The organism is Pseudomonas alcaligenes (assembly GCF_014490745.1).
GTDB lineage: Bacteria > Pseudomonadota > Gammaproteobacteria > Pseudomonadales > Pseudomonadaceae > Aquipseudomonas > Aquipseudomonas alcaligenes_C.
Genome location: NZ_LZEU01000002.1, coordinates 1 through 15,627, shown reverse-complemented (window position 1 = coordinate 15,627; position 15,627 = coordinate 1). Strand labels below are relative to the sequence as shown.

The window sequence follows — 15,627 nt, the reverse complement described above, 5'->3', positions numbered from 1 at the left end:
ATACCACGAGCCTTCTCTTCCGGAGCGGAGTCGATCTTGTCGAAGTCGACGCGAGCCGAACCGAAAACCTCGGAGCAGACGCGAGTCAGAGCTGCGGTCAGGGTGGTTTTGCCGTGGTCAACGTGACCGATGGTGCCTACGTTGACGTGCGGTTTGTTACGTTCGAACTTTTCTTTAGCCACGACTGTGAACCTCTTGCCTAAAGGGCTGAATCAGCCTTGTTTTTTAACCAGTGCTTCGACGATGTTCGACGGAGCCTCGGAGTATTTGGAGAATTCCATGGAGTAGCTGGCGCGACCCTGAGACATGGAACGGACGTCGGTCGCATAACCGAACATCTCACCCAGCGGAACTTCGGCACGGATCACCTTGCCGGAAACCGAGTCTTCCATACCCTGGATCAGACCACGACGACGGTTCAGGTCACCCATCACGTCACCCATGTAGTCCTCAGGAGTTACCACTTCCACTTTCATGATCGGCTCAAGCACAACACCGCCGCCCTTCTGGGCCAGCTGCTTGGTCGCCATGGAAGCCGCCACCTTGAACGCCATCTCGTTGGAGTCGACGTCGTGGTAGGAACCGTCAAACACGGTCGCCTTCAGGCCGATCAGCGGATAGCCGGCAACAACGCCGTTCTTCATCTGCTCTTCGATGCCCTTCTGGATGGCCGGGATGTATTCCTTCGGAACCACACCACCCACAACTTCGTTGTGGAACTCCAGACCCTCCTGACCTTCGTCAGCCGGTGCGAAGCGGATCCAGCAATGACCGAACTGACCACGACCACCGGACTGGCGAACGAACTTGCCTTCGATCTCGCAGTTCTTGGTGATCTTCTCGCGGTAGGAAACCTGCGGTTTACCGATGTTGGCCTCGACGTTGAATTCGCGGCGCATACGGTCGACCAGGATGTCCAGGTGCAGCTCACCCATACCGGAAATGATGGTCTGGCCGGTTTCTTCGTCGGTCTTGACGCGGAACGACGGGTCTTCCTGAGCCAGCTTGCCTAGAGCAATACCCATCTTCTCCTGGTCAGCCTTGGTCTTCGGCTCAACAGCTACCGAGATTACCGGCTCCGGGAAGTCCATACGCTCGAGGATGATCGGCTTCTCCGGATCGCACAGAGTTTCACCGGTGGTGACGTCCTTCATGCCGATCAGAGCAGCGATGTCGCCAGCGCGTACTTCTTTGATCTCGTCACGCTGGTTGGCGTGCATCTGCACCATACGACCAACGCGCTCTTTCTTGCCCTTGACCGAGTTGATCACCGAGTCACCGGAGTTCAGCACGCCCGAGTACACGCGAACGAAGGTCAGAGTACCTACGAACGGGTCGGTAGCGATCTTGAACGCCAGAGCGGAGAACGGCTCGTTGTCATCGGCATGACGCTCGTCGTACTGCGCTTCGCTGATCTCTTCCTTCGGAGTGTCGACCAGGTCAGGGTGGATACCCTTGATCGCCGGGATCTCGGTCGGAGCAGGCAGGAAGTCGATAACGGCGTCGAGAACCAGGGGAACGCCCTTGTTCTTGAACGAGGAACCGCAGACAGCCGGAACGATTTCGCAGGCGATGGTACGCTGACGCAGGCCAGCCTTGATCTCTTCGATCGACAGCTCGCCCTCTTCCAGGTACTTGTTCATCAGCTCTTCGTTGGCTTCGGCAGCAGCCTCGACCATGTTCGAGCGCCACTCTTGAGCCAGATCCAGCAGCTCAGCAGGGATCTCTTCCTCGCGGTAGGAGGTACCCTTGTCGTCTTCGTTCCAGTAGACGGCCTTCATCTTCATCAGGTCGATCTGACCCTGGAAGTCGTCTTCAGCACCGATAGCCAGCTGAACCGGAACCGGAGTGTGGCCCAGACGCTGCTTGATCTGACCGACTACGCGCAGGAAGTTGGCACCGGCACGATCCATCTTGTTCACGTAGACGATACGCGGAACGCCGTACTTGTTGGCCTGACGCCATACGGTTTCGGACTGCGGCTCAACGCCGGAAGTGCCGCAGAACACCACGACCGCACCGTCCAGTACGCGCAGGGAGCGCTCAACTTCAATGGTGAAGTCTACGTGGCCGGGGGTGTCGATGACGTTTACACGGTACTTGTCGTACTGACCGCGCGAACCTTCCCAGAAAGTGGTGATGGCAGCAGAGGTAATGGTGATACCACGCTCCTGCTCCTGCACCATCCAGTCGGTAGTGGCAGCACCGTCGTGCACCTCACCCATCTTGTGGCTGAGACCGGTGTAGAACAGGATCCGCTCGGTGGTGGTGGTCTTGCCCGCGTCTACGTGGGCACAGATACCAATGTTCCGGTAGCGGTTAATTGCTGTATTACGAGCCATAAAGCCCTCGCAAAAGAATGGAAGCCGCGATTAGAAGCGGTAGTGGGAGAAGGCCTTGTTGGCCTCAGCCATACGGTGCACGTCTTCACGCTTCTTGACGGCAGCGCCTTTACCTTCAGCAGCATCCAGCAGCTCGCCAGCCAGGCGCAGGGCCATGGACTTCTCGCCACGCTTGCGGGCGAAATCTACCAGCCAGCGCATGGCCAGGGCGTTACGACGGGACGGACGAACTTCGACCGGAACCTGGTAAGTCGCACCACCTACACGGCGGGACTTTACTTCGACCAGCGGAGCGATGGCGTCGAGAGCTTTCTCGAAGATCTCCAGGGGATCGCTGTTCTTGCGCGCTTTAACAGTTTCCAGGGCACCGTAAACGATGCGCTCGGCGACTGCTTTTTTGCCGCTTTCCATCACGTGGTTCATGAATTTGGCGAGAATCAGGCTTCCGTATTTCGGATCGTCCAGAATCTCACGCTTAGCTGCTACACGACGTCTTGGCATGATAAGCCCTCAAACGGTCTTCAGGTTAGCCCGGGACCATAACCATCCGGTTACGCCCGACCTTACTCTTATCGACTCAATAAAAAGATAAATGGCGAACCGAATTACTTCGGACGCTTGGTACCGTACTTCGAGCGACCCTGCTTACGGTCTTTAACGCCGGTGGTATCCAGCGAACCGCGAACAGTGTGGTAGCGCACACCCGGAAGGTCTTTTACACGACCGCCACGGATCAGCACGACGCTGTGCTCTTGCAGGTTGTGACCTTCACCACCGATGTAGGAGGTGACTTCAAAACCGTTGGTCAGGCGAACACGGCACACTTTACGCAGTGCGGAGTTCGGTTTCTTCGGCGTGGTGGTGTACACACGGGTGCACACGCCACGACGCTGCGGGCAGTTCTGCAGCGCAGGTACGTCGGATTTCTCGACGATACGCTTACGCGGCTGACGTACCAGCTGGTTGATAGTTGCCATCTACTAGCTCCACTGTTGTCTTTCGACGCTATTTATTACAACAAAAGCAAAATGGCAGAGCATGGCGCCCTGCCAAATTTAGGGGTGCATGAGTCTAAAGAGACTCGCGCCCCCAGTCAAGGCGATGCCCCGGCCGATGACTCGCCCGGGGCATCACACTCAATTGCCGGAGTTCAGCGCTTCGGTCAGTGCGGCTTCCACCTCACTGGCACTCACACGCTGCGGCTTGTCGGCATCACGCTTGCGCTTGCGCTCGCTGTGATAGGCCAGACCGGTACCGGCCGGGATCAGGCGACCCACCACCACGTTTTCCTTCAGGCCGCGCAGGTAGTCGCGCTTACCGGTAACCGCCGCCTCGGTGAGAACGCGGGTGGTTTCCTGGAAGGAAGCCGCGGAGATGAACGACTCGGTCGACAGCGAGGCCTTGGTGATACCCAGCAGGACGCGATCGAACTTGGCGATGAACTTGTCGTCACCGGCCAGTTGTTCGTTCTCGCCCAGCACGTGGGTGAGCTCCATCTGGTCGCCCTTGATGAAGCTGGAATCGCCGGACTCGGTGATCTCAACCTTACGCAGCATCTGACGCAGGATGGTCTCGATGTGCTTGTCGTTGATCTTCACGCCCTGCAGACGGTAAACGTCCTGGATCTCGTTGACGATGTACTTGGCCAGCGCGCTGACGCCCAGCAGACGCAGGATGTCGTGCGGATCGCTCGGGCCGTCGGAGATAACTTCGCCGCGGTTCACTTGTTCGCCTTCGAAGACGTTCAGGTGACGCCACTTCGGAATCAGCTCCTCGTACGGATCGCTGCCATCGGTCGGAGTAATGACCAGACGGCGCTTGCCCTTGGTCTCTTTACCGAAGGCGATGGTGCCGCTGATTTCCGCCAGGATCGAAGCCTCTTTCGGACGACGGGCTTCGAACAGGTCGGCAACGCGCGGCAGACCACCGGTGATGTCGCGGGTCTTCGAGGTTTCCTGCGGGATACGGGCGATAACGTCACCGACACCGATCTGCGCACCGTCGGCCACACCGACCAGGGCGTTGGCCGGCAGGAAGTACTGGGCCGGTACGTCGGTACCCGGCAGCAGCAGTTCCTTGCCGTTGGCGTCGACCATCTTGATCGCCGGTCGAATGTCCTTGCCGGCGGCCGGACGATCTTTCGGATCCAGCACTTCGATGTTGGTCAGACCGGTCAGTTCGTCGGTCTGGCGCTTGATGGTGATGCCCTCTTCCATGCCGACGAAGGTCACGACACCCTTCATTTCGGTCACGATCGGGTGGGTGTGCGGATCCCACTTGGCGACGATGGCGCCAGCGTCGACCTTGTCACCTTCCTTCACGGAAATCACGGCACCGTACGGCAGCTTGTAGCGCTCGCGCTCGCGACCGAACTCGTCGGCCACGGCCAGCTCGCCGGAACGGGATACCGCCACCAGGTTGCCGTCGGCACGCTCGACGTGTTTCAGGTTGTGCAGACGGATCGCGCCGCCGTTCTTCACCTGGACGCTGTCGGCCGCAGAAGTACGGCTGGCCGCACCACCGATGTGGAAGGTACGCATGGTCAGCTGGGTGCCCGGCTCACCGATGGACTGGGCAGCGATAACGCCGACCGCTTCACCGATGTTGACCTGGTGACCACGGGCCAGATCGCGGCCGTAGCACTTGGCGCAGATGCCGTAGCGGGTTTCACAGCTGATCGGCGAACGCACGACCACTTCGTCGATGCTGGCGCGCTCGATGAACTCGACCCACTGCTCGTCGACCAGAGTACCGGCCGGCACGATGACTTCGTCGCTGCCCGGCTTGAATACGTCCTTGGCGATCACTCGACCCAGGACGCGCTCGCCCAGCGGCTCGACCACGTCGCCGCCTTCGATGTGCGGAGTCATCAGCAGACCGTGCTCGGTGCCGCAGTCGATCTCGGTCACCACCAGATCCTGGGCCACGTCGACCAGACGACGGGTCAGGTAACCGGAGTTCGCGGTCTTCAGTGCGGTATCCGCCAGACCTTTACGAGCACCGTGGGTGGAGATGAAGTACTGCAGAACCGACAGACCTTCGCGGAAGTTCGCGGTGATCGGGGTCTCGATGATGGAGCCGTCCGGCTTGGCCATCAGACCACGCATACCGGCCAGCTGGCGGATCTGCGCGGCGCTACCACGAGCACCGGAGTCGGCCATCATGTACATGGAGTTGAAGGACTCCTGGTCGACTTCCTTGCCTTCGCGGTCGATGACCTTCTCTTTCGAGAGGTTGGCCATCATCGCCTTGGACACTTCGTCGTTGGCCTTGGACCAGAGGTCGATCACCTTGTTGTACTTCTCGCCCTGGGTTACCAGGCCGGAGGCGTACTGCGATTCGATTTCCTTCACTTCCTCGGTGGCGGCGTCAATGATGCGCGCCTTCTCATCCGGGATGACGAAGTCGTTCACGCCGATCGACACACCGGAGATGGTCGAGTAGGCGAAACCGGTGTACATCAGCTGGTCGGCGAAGATCACGGTGTCTTTCAAGCCAACCACGCGGTAGCACTGGTTGATCAGCTTGGAGATCGCCTTCTTCTTCATCGGCTGGTTGACCACGTCGAACGGCAGGCCGGCAGGCACTACCTGGAACAGCAGCGCACGGCCGACAGTGGTGTCGACGATACGGGTGTTCTTGACGATGGTGCCGTCCTTCTGCTTGACGACCTCATTGATGCGCACTTTCACGCGGGCGTGCAGGGACGCTTCGCCGGCGCGGAACACGCGGTCGACTTCCTGCAGGTCAGCGAAGACGCGACCTTCGCCCTTGGCGTTCACCGCTTCACGGGTCATGTAGTACAGACCCAGAACCACGTCCTGCGACGGCACAATGATCGGCTCGCCGTTGGCAGGCGAGAGGATGTTGTTGGTCGACATCATCAGCGCGCGCGCTTCCAGCTGGGCCTCGAGGGTCAGCGGAACGTGGACGGCCATCTGGTCACCATCGAAGTCGGCGTTGTACGCGGCGCAGACCAGCGGGTGCAGCTGGATGGCTTTACCTTCGATCAGAACCGGCTCGAACGCCTGGATGCCCAGACGGTGCAGGGTCGGTGCGCGGTTGAGCAGCACGGGGTGTTCGCGGATGACTTCGGCGAGAACGTCCCAAACCTCGGGCAGCTCGCGCTCGACCATCTTCTTGGCGGCCTTGATGGTGGTCGCCATGCCGCGCATTTCCAGCTTGCCGAAAATGAACGGTTTGAACAGCTCGAGAGCCATCTTCTTCGGCAGACCGCACTGGTGCAGACGCAGGGTCGGGCCCACGGTAATAACGGAACGACCGGAGTAGTCCACGCGCTTACCGAGCAGGTTCTGACGGAAGCGACCTTGCTTACCTTTGATCATGTCGGCCAGCGACTTCAGCGGACGCTTGTTCGAGCCGGTGATGGCGCGACCACGACGGCCGTTGTCGAGCAGGGCGTCGACCGCTTCCTGCAGCATGCGCTTTTCGTTGCGCACGATGATGTCCGGCGCCGACAGATCGAGCAGGCGCTTCAGACGGTTGTTACGGTTGATCACGCGGCGATACAGATCGTTCAGATCGGAAGTCGCGAAGCGGCCGCCATCCAGCGGAACCAGCGGACGCAGATCTGGCGGCAGAACCGGCAGAACGGTCAGCACCATCCACTCCGGATGGTTGCCGGAGTCCTTGAAGGCCTCCATCAGCTTCAGGCGCTTGGACAGCTTCTTGATCTTGGTTTCCGAGTTGGTCTGCGGAATCTCTTCGCGCAGGCGGCCGATCTCGTGATCCAGGTCGATGGCGTTGAGCAGCTCGCGTACAGCCTCGGCACCCATGCGGGCGTCGAAGTCGTCACCGAACTCTTCGAGGGCTTCGAAGTACTGCTCGTCGTTCAGCAGCTGCCCCTTCTCCAGGGTGGTCATGCCCGGATCGATCACCACGTAGCTCTCGAAATAGAGCACGCGCTCGATATCACGCAGGGTCATGTCCAGCAGCAGACCGATACGGGACGGCAGGGACTTCAGGAACCAGATGTGGGCGACCGGCGAAGCCAGTTCGATGTGCGCCATGCGCTCGCGGCGCACTTTGGCCAGGGCCACTTCAACGCCGCACTTCTCGCAGATCACGCCACGGTGCTTGAGGCGCTTGTACTTACCGCACAGGCACTCGTAGTCCTTCACCGGGCCAAAGATCTTGGCGCAGAACAGGCCATCGCGCTCCGGCTTGAAGGTACGGTAGTTGATGGTTTCCGGCTTTTTCACTTCGCCGAAAGACCAGGAACGGATCATCTCAGGCGAAGCCAGACCGATACGGATCGCATCGAACTCTTCAACCTGACCCTGGTTTTTCAACAGATTCAGCAAGTCTTTCAAGGCCTTTCCTCCTCACGGACCTGCTGCGACCGGCCTTGACCGGCCGCAGCGTAGGCGGTGCGTGTTATTCGGTTTCCAGTTCGATGTCGATACCGAGCGAGCGGATCTCTTTGATCAACACGTTGAAGGACTCCGGCATGCCGGCCTCCATACGGTGATCGCCGTCCACGATGTTCTTGTACATCTTGGTCCGGCCGTTCACGTCGTCCGACTTCACGGTCAGCATTTCCTGCAGGGTGTAGGCGGCGCCGTAGGCTTCCAGTGCCCAGACCTCCATCTCACCGAAGCGCTGACCACCGAACTGCGCCTTACCACCCAGCGGCTGCTGGGTAACCAGGCTGTAGGAACCGGTGGAACGAGCGTGCATCTTGTCGTCGACCAGGTGGTTCAGTTTGAGCATGTACATGTAGCCGACAGTGGTCGGACGCTCGAACTGGTTACCGGTACGGCCGTCGGTCAGGCGCATCTGGCCGCTTTCCGGCAGATCAGCCAGCTTGAGCATGGCCTTGATCTCGCTTTCCTTGGCACCGTCGAATACCGGGGTGGCCATCGGCACACCGCCACGCAGGTTCTTCGCCAGGTCGAGGATCTCGGTATCGGACAGCTCGTCGAGGTTCTCCTGACGACCACCGATCTCGTTGTAGATCTGCTGCATGAACTTGCGCAGCTCGGCGACCTTGCGCTGCTCTTCGAGCATGCGGTTGATCTTCTCGCCCAGGCCCTTGGCCGCCAGGCCCAGGTGGGTTTCGAGGATCTGACCGACGTTCATACGCGACGGTACGCCCAGCGGGTTGAGGACGATGTCGACCGGGGTGCCATTGGCATCGTGCGGCATGTCTTCGACCGGCATGATCACCGAGACCACACCCTTGTTACCGTGACGACCGGCCATCTTGTCGCCCGGCTGGATGCGGCGCTTGATGGCCAGGTAGACCTTGACGATCTTCAGTACGCCCGGCGCCAGGTCATCGCCCTGTTGCAGCTTGCGCTTCTTGTCTTCGAACTTGTCGTCGAGCATCTGACGGCGGTCGGAAATGTAGGCCTGGGCCTTCTCCAGCTGCTCGTTCAGGGCGTCGTCGGCCATGCGCAGTTTGAACCACTGACCGCGCTCCAGACCGTCGAGGTACTCGTCGGTGATCTCGGCACCCTTCTTCAGGCCAGCGCCGCCTTCGGCCTTGGCACCGACCAGGGCGGAGCGCAGACGCTCGAAGGTGGCGCCTTCGACGATACGGAACTCTTCGTTCAGATCCTTGCGGATCTCGTCGAGCTGCATCTTCTCGATCGACAGGGCGCGCGAGTCACGCTCCACGCCGTCACGGGTGAAGACCTGGACGTCGATGACGGTGCCCTTGGTGCCGGTCGGCACGCGCAGGGAGGTGTCTTTAACGTCGCTGGCCTTCTCACCGAAGATCGCGCGCAGCAGTTTCTCTTCCGGAGTCAGCTGGGTCTCGCCTTTCGGGGTGACCTTGCCGACCAGGATGTCGCCAGCCATGACTTCGGCACCGACGTAGACGATACCGGCTTCGTCCAGCTTGTTCAGCGCAGCCTCACCCACGTTCGGGATGTCTGCGGTGATCTCTTCTGGGCCGAGCTTGGTGTCACGAGCGACGCAAGTCAGTTCCTGGATATGGATGGTGGTGAAACGATCTTCCTGCACCACGCGCTCGGAGAGGCAGATGGAGTCTTCGAAGTTGAAGCCGTTCCACGGCATGAACGCCACGCGCATGTTCTGACCGAGAGCCAGTTCACCCATGTCGGTGGACGGACCGTCGGCGAGGATGTCGCTGCGCGAAACCTTGTCACCCTTCTGCACCAGCGGACGCTGGTTGATGCAGGTGTTCTGGTTGGAACGGGTGTACTTGGTCAGGTTGTAGATGTCGACACCGGCTTCACCGGTTTCCACTTCGTCATCGTTGACGCGAACCACGATACGGCTGGCATCGACGGAGTCGATCACGCCGCCACGACGGGCCACGACGCAGACGCCGGAGTCACGGGCAACGTTGCGCTCCATGCCGGTACCTACCAGCGGCTTGTCGGCGCGCAGGGTCGGTACAGCCTGACGCTGCATGTTGGAACCCATGAGTGCACGGTTGGCGTCGTCGTGCTCGAGGAACGGGATCAGCGAAGCGGCGACGGAAACTACCTGCTTCGGCGACACGTCCATCAGGGTCACGTCTTCCGGCGCCTTGACGGTGAACTCGTTGAGGTGACGCACGTTGACCAGCTCGTCGATCAGCTCACCCTTGTCGTTGAGGGTGGCGGATGCCTGGGCGATCACGTGATCGGCCTCTTCGATGGCGGAGAGGAACACGATGTCGTCGCTGACCTTGCCTTCCTTGACCACGCGGTACGGGCTTTCCAGGAAGCCGTACTGGTTGGTGCGGGCGTAGGCGGCCAGGGAGTTGATCAGACCGATGTTCGGACCTTCAGGGGTCTCGATCGGGCACACGCGGCCGTAGTGGGTCGGGTGTACGTCGCGGACTTCGAAGCCGGCGCGCTCACGGGTCAGACCGCCCGGGCCGAGTGCGGAAACACGGCGCTTGTGGGTGATCTCGGAGAGCGGGTTGTTCTGGTCCATGAACTGCGAGAGCTGGCTGGAACCGAAGAACTCTTTCACCGCCGCCGCAACCGGCTTGGCGTTGATCAGATCCTGCGGCATCAGGCCTTCGCTTTCGGCCATCGACAGACGCTCTTTGACCGCGCGCTCTACGCGCACCAGGCCAACGCGGAACTGGTTCTCGGCCATCTCGCCGACACAACGCACGCGACGGTTACCCAGGTGGTCGATGTCGTCGACGATGCCTTTGCCGTTACGGATATCAACGAGGGTCTTCAGCACCTCGACGATGTCCTCTTTGGACAGAACGCCGGAGCCTTCGATCTCGGTACGACCGATACGACGGTTGAACTTCATGCGACCAACGGCGGACAGGTCGTAACGCTCGGCGCTGAAGAACAGGTTGTTGAACAGGGTCTCGGCAGCATCCTTGGTTGGCGGCTCGCCAGGACGCATCATGCGGTAGATCTCGACCAGGGCTTCCAGCTGGTTGCTGGTGGAGTCGATCTTCAGCGTGTCGGAGATGAACGGGCCGCAGTCGATGTCGTTGGTGTACAGGGTCTCGATGCGGACGACCTGAGCCTTGACGATCTTCGCCAGGATATCGGTGGTCAGCTCGGTGTTGCACTCTGCAACGATCTCGCCGGTGGCCGGATGCACGATGGCCTTGGCGGTGGTACGACCCAGCACGTAGTCCAGCGGCACTTCCAGCTCTTTGATGCCGGCCTTGTCGATCTGGTTGATGTGGCGCGCGGTGATACGGCGGCCCTGCTCAACGATGACCTTGCCCTTCTCGTCCTTGATGTCGAACGCGGCGATCTCACCACGCAGACGCGACGGCACCAGTTCCAGGTTGAGGGTTTCGCCCTTCACATGGAACACGTTGGTGGCGTAGAAGGCATCCAGTACCTGCTCGGTGCTGTAGCCCAGCGCGCGCAGCAGTACGGAAGCCGGCAGCTTGCGGCGACGGTCGATACGCACGAACACGGCGTCCTTCGGGTCGAACTCGAAGTCCAGCCAGGAGCCGCGGTAAGGAATGATGCGCGCCGAGTACAGCAGCTTGCCCGAACTGTGGGTCTTGCCGCGGTCGTGGTCGAAGAACACGCCCGGCGAGCGGTGCAGCTGGGAAACGATGACGCGCTCGGTACCGTTGATGATGAAGGTACCGTTCTCGGTCATGAGCGGAATTTCGCCCATGTACACTTCTTGCTCTTTGATGTCCTTGATCGCTTTGTTCGACGATTCTTTGTCGAAAATGATCAGACGAACTTTGACCCGCAGCGGCACGGCGAAGGTCACGCCACGCAGCACGCACTCTTTCACGTCGAATGCCGGCTCGCCCAGGCGATAGCCGACATATTCCAGTGCGGCGTTACCGGAGTAGCTGATGATCGGGAAAACGGACTTGAAGGCCGCATGCAGGCCCACGTCGCGGAACTGCTCCTTGCTCACTCCTTGCTGCAGGAATTCGCGATACGAATCCAGCTGGATGGCCAGGAGATAAGGCACATCCATCACGTCCGGCAACTTGCTAAAGTCCTTGCGGATACGTTTTTTCTCAGTGTATGAGTAAGCCATCAGCGTTCCCCAGCTTGGTCACCTGCTTGTTTGGCTGCACCCGGCGGGTACAGCCAGAAAATCGTGCAAACCCCTTGGTTTGCGCCGCCCTCGGGCGGGGTTTTTGCGCCATGAACAGCCACCTTGCGGCAACTGCCCATAACGGAAAAAGGCCGGTGGCAATTGCCACCAGCCATCAGCCTGTTGCTTAACGCTCGGGCTGCAGACGCAAGGTCGTCGCTTACTTGAGCTCGACTTTGGCGCCAGCTTCTTCCAGTGCCTTCTTGGCAGCTTCGGCTTCTTCTTTCGAAGCGCCTTCTTTGACGATGCCAGGGGCGCCGTCAACAACTGCTTTGGCTTCTTTCAGACCCAGACCGGTCAGTTCACGAACAACCTTGATCACGTTGACTTTCTTGTCACCGGCTTCGGTCAGAACGATGTTGAACTCGGTTTGCTCTTCAGCGGCGGCAGCGGCAACAGCCGGGCCAGCAGCAACAGCAGCAGCAGCGCTAACGCCGAACTTCTCTTCCATTGCCTTGATCAGTTCAACAACCTGCATCACGGACATTTCGGAAACGGCGTTGATGATGTCTTCGTTGGTCAGAGCCATGACTCTAATTCCTGTATTGGGGTGACAGCCTTCGCGGCCATCAAATTAAACAAAGTAACTGAAAGGGACGTCGCGCCTGGATTAGGCAGCAGCGCCTTCTTTCTGGTCGCGAACAGCCGCCAGCGTACGAACGAACTTGCTGGTAGCGCCTTGGATCACGCTCATCAGCTGAGAAATCGCTTCGTTGTAGGTCGGCAGAGTTGCCAGCACATCGATCTGGTTTGCTGCGAGGAATTGACCCTCGAACGCAGCTGCCTTGATCTCGAACTTGTCCTGACCCTTGGCAAACTCCTTGAAGATACGAGCGGCAGCGCCCGGATGTTCGTTGGAGAAAGCAATCAGGGTCGGGCCTTTGAACACGTCGCCGAGGATCTCGAATTGAGTTCCTGCAACGGCGCGGCGAGCCAGGGTGTTACGTACGACTTTCACGTACACACCAGCTTCGCGGGCCTCTTTACGGAGTCCGGTCATTGCGCCGACGGTCACGCCACGGGCATCAGCCACGACAGCGGACAGACCGGCTTTGGCAGCCTCGTTGACTTCAGCGACGATGGCCTTCTTGTCTTCGAGTTTAATTGCCACGGGTTTCTCCTGGTTTTTACCGTTTCGTCCAGCCGAAGCCGGACGGCGTTTTGGTGTCTGATTCGCAAAGCGAATCGGGAGCACCATCTGCGTAGGCTGAAGGAGATCGCTCTCCAGGTTTAAGGCTTGCGCCGCCTACGGTCTTGGATAGCCCCCGCCAGGCAGGGACCCCAATTTTTCCAGCCGGCGGATCGCTCCGCCGGCCCAATCACTTACGCGTCGAGCGACGCCTGGTCGATGACCAGACCCGGGCCCATGGTGGTGCTCAGGGTTACGCGCTTGACGTAGATGCCTTTCGAGGTCGACGGCTTCAGACGCTTCAGATCCGCCAGCAGGGCTTCCACGTTCTGCTTCAGCGCAGCGGCTTCGAAGCCGACCTTGCCAACGGAGGTGTGGATGATGCCGTTCTTGTCGGTACGGAAACGTACCTGACCGGCTTTGGCGTTCTTCACGGCAGTAGCTACGTCCGGAGTCACGGTACCGACCTTCGGGTTCGGCATCAGGCCGCGCGGGCCGAGTACCTGGCCCAGCTGGCCAACAACGCGCATGGCATCCGGGGAGGCGATGACGACGTCGTAGTTCAGGTCGCCGGCTTTCATTTCGGCAGCCAGGTCGTCCATGCCAACTTTGTCGGCGCCGGCAGCCAGAGCGGCTTCAACGCCAGGGCCCTGGGTGAACACGGCTACGCGGACGGTCTTGCCAGTGCCGTTCGGCAGCACGGTAGCGCCACGCACGACCTGGTCGGATTTACGCGGGTCAACGCCCAGGTTCACGGCGATGTCGAAGGACTCGGTGAACTTGACGGCCGACAGCTCAGCCAGCAGTTTGGCGGCGTCTTCGAAGCCGTATTGTTTGCCGGCTTCGACTTTCTCAGCGATAGCCTTTTGACGCTTGGTCAGCTTAGCCATTACACACCCTCCACGTTCAGGCCCATGCTACGCGCGGAGCCGGCGATGGTACGCACGGCCGCATCCAGGTCAGCTGCGGTCAGATCGGCCTGCTTGGTCTTGGCGATCTCTTCCAGCTGAGCACGGGTAACGGTGCCCACTTTGATGGTGTTCGGACGAGCGGAACCGCTGGTCAGGCCGGCAGCCTTCTTCAGCAGCACCGAAGCCGGGGTGCTTTTGGTTTCGAAAGTGAAGCTGCGGTCGCTGTAAACAGTGATGATCACCGGAGTCGGCAGACCAGGTTCCATGCCCTGGGTCTTGGCGTTGAACGCCTTGCAGAATTCCATGATGTTTACGCCATGCTGACCCAGAGCCGGACCAACGGGCGGCGACGGGTTGGCCTGACCGGCCTTTACTTGCAGCTTGATATAAGCCTGAATCTTCTTAGCCATGAGCTACTCCAGTTACGGGTTCAAACGCCAATCAAGGCTCCCCGGTTGTTTACGCATTTATCCCAATGACGACAAAACCCCGCAGCCACTGGCTGCGGGGTACGGGATGCATTGTCCAGTTATGCCTTCTCGACCTGACTGAACTCCAGCTCCACCGGCGTGGAGCGACCGAAAATAAGCACAGCCACCTGGATGCGACTCTTTTCGTAGTTAACTTCTTCGACCACACCATTGAAGTCGGCAAACGGACCATCGATAACTCGAACAGTCTCGCCCGGCTCGAACAGCGTTTTCGGCTTGGGCTTGTCGCCACTATCGGCAACACGACGCAGAATAGCGTCAGCCTCTTTCTCGGTGATCGGCGCGGGCTTGTCCGCAGTACCACCGATGAAGCCCATGACACGAGGAGTGTCCTTGATCAGGTGCCAAGTACCCTCGTTCATTTCCATCTGAACCAGCACATAGCCCGGGAAGAACTTGCGCTCGCTCTTGCGCTTCTGGCCATTCCGCATTTCCACCACTTCTTCGGTGGGAACCAGGATTTCGCCAAACTCGTCTTCCATGCCAGCCAGCTTGACGCGCTCGATCAGCGAGCGCATGACATGCTTCTCGTAACCCGAGTAAGCATGCACAACGTACCAACGCTTAGCCACGGGACACCCTTAACCGACAATCAACGAAACAATCCAACCCAGGAAACTGTCGAGGCCCCAGAGGAGCAACGCCATTACCAGAACAACAGCCACAACAATCAGCGTGGTCTGCGTGGTTTCCTGACGGGTCGGCCATACAACTTTGCGAATTTCTGTGCGCGCCTCTTTGGCCAGACCAAAGAAGGCCTGCCCCTTGACGGTCTGCAGCGCAACGAAACCCGCCACAGCAGCCAAGGCCAGCAGAACCAGCACACGATACAGGAGCGGCTCAGCCGAAAAATACTGATTGCCGACCACACCGACGACTACCAGAGCAACTGCAAGCAGCCACTTCAGCAGATCAAAGCGTGAGTCTTTAGCTTCAGCTTTGGCATTCATGAGGAGAACCCTGTAGAAAGAAGTGCCAGATCCACTCTTACTGGAATCTGGCAGGCCAGGAGGGAATCGAACCCCCAACCTGCGGTTTTGGAGACCGCCGCTCTGCCAATTGAGCTACTGGCCTAAAACAAAGTCAGGCCGACCATTATGCCGGCCTGACAGAACCATATCAACCGATTACTCGATGACTTTGGCAACCACGCCGGCGCCAACGGTACGGCCGCCTTCGCGAATCGCGAAACGCAGGCCGTCTTCCATGGCGATCGGCTTGAT

General features: G+C 59.6%; 13 protein-coding genes and 1 tRNA gene. All 14 read right to left on the bottom strand.

Annotated features, from left to right (window positions below; all coding sequences use genetic code 11):
* On the bottom strand, positions 1-182 hold a 182-nt coding region (locus A9179_RS22840; protein ID WP_239690444.1), incomplete at its 3' end, for a GTP-binding protein.
* Positions 183-212: 30 nt separating this feature from the next.
* The gene (gene fusA / locus A9179_RS22835; RefSeq protein ID WP_187808677.1) at positions 213-2,342 is read right to left on the bottom strand and encodes an elongation factor G; all 2,130 of its coding nucleotides are present in this window, start codon (positions 2,340-2,342) and stop codon (positions 213-215) included.
* Positions 2,343-2,372: 30 nt separating this feature from the next.
* The gene (gene rpsG / locus A9179_RS22830) at positions 2,373-2,843 is read right to left on the bottom strand and encodes a 30S ribosomal protein S7 (RefSeq protein WP_187808676.1); all 471 of its coding nucleotides are present in this window, start codon (positions 2,841-2,843) and stop codon (positions 2,373-2,375) included.
* 104 nt (positions 2,844-2,947) lie between these two features.
* Positions 2,948-3,319, bottom strand: coding sequence for a 30S ribosomal protein S12 (gene rpsL, locus A9179_RS22825; RefSeq protein WP_021217014.1), 372 nt, complete (start codon positions 3,317-3,319; stop codon positions 2,948-2,950).
* Between the two features lie 159 nt (positions 3,320-3,478).
* A complete protein-coding gene (gene rpoC / locus A9179_RS22820; protein ID WP_187808675.1) occupies positions 3,479-7,675 on the bottom strand; it encodes a DNA-directed RNA polymerase subunit beta' in 4,197 nt (1,398 codons plus the stop codon).
* 64 nt (positions 7,676-7,739) lie between these two features.
* Entirely contained in the window at positions 7,740-11,813 is a 4,074-nt protein-coding gene (gene rpoB / locus A9179_RS22815; protein WP_187808674.1) for a DNA-directed RNA polymerase subunit beta, read from the bottom strand.
* A gap of 220 nt (positions 11,814-12,033) precedes the next feature.
* The gene (gene rplL / locus A9179_RS22810; RefSeq protein WP_187808673.1) at positions 12,034-12,402 is read right to left on the bottom strand and encodes a 50S ribosomal protein L7/L12; all 369 of its coding nucleotides are present in this window, start codon (positions 12,400-12,402) and stop codon (positions 12,034-12,036) included.
* An 81-nt stretch (positions 12,403-12,483) separates the two neighbouring features.
* Positions 12,484-12,984 (bottom strand): 50S ribosomal protein L10, encoded by a 501-nt coding sequence (gene rplJ / locus A9179_RS22805; protein WP_187808672.1) that lies wholly within the window; start codon positions 12,982-12,984, stop codon positions 12,484-12,486.
* A gap of 212 nt (positions 12,985-13,196) precedes the next feature.
* Entirely contained in the window at positions 13,197-13,892 is a 696-nt protein-coding gene (rplA, locus tag A9179_RS22800) for a 50S ribosomal protein L1 (RefSeq protein ID WP_187808671.1), read from the bottom strand.
* The gene (gene rplK / locus A9179_RS22795) at positions 13,892-14,323 is read right to left on the bottom strand and encodes a 50S ribosomal protein L11 (RefSeq protein ID WP_187808670.1); all 432 of its coding nucleotides are present in this window, start codon (positions 14,321-14,323) and stop codon (positions 13,892-13,894) included. Before rplK ends, rplA begins: the two co-directional genes overlap by 1 nt.
* 119 nt (positions 14,324-14,442) lie before the next feature.
* Entirely contained in the window at positions 14,443-14,976 is a 534-nt protein-coding gene (gene nusG, locus A9179_RS22790; RefSeq protein ID WP_187808669.1) for a transcription termination/antitermination protein NusG, read from the bottom strand.
* A 9-nt stretch (positions 14,977-14,985) separates the two neighbouring features.
* Positions 14,986-15,354 (bottom strand): preprotein translocase subunit SecE, encoded by a 369-nt coding sequence (gene secE, locus A9179_RS22785; protein WP_187808668.1) that lies wholly within the window; start codon positions 15,352-15,354, stop codon positions 14,986-14,988.
* A gap of 48 nt (positions 15,355-15,402) precedes the next feature.
* Positions 15,403-15,478 (bottom strand) — tRNA-Trp (locus A9179_RS22780).
* A 53-nt stretch (positions 15,479-15,531) separates the two neighbouring features.
* A partial coding sequence (locus A9179_RS22775) for an EF-Tu C-terminal domain-related protein (protein ID WP_463604196.1) occupies positions 15,532-15,627 on the bottom strand: 96 nt, incomplete at its 5' end.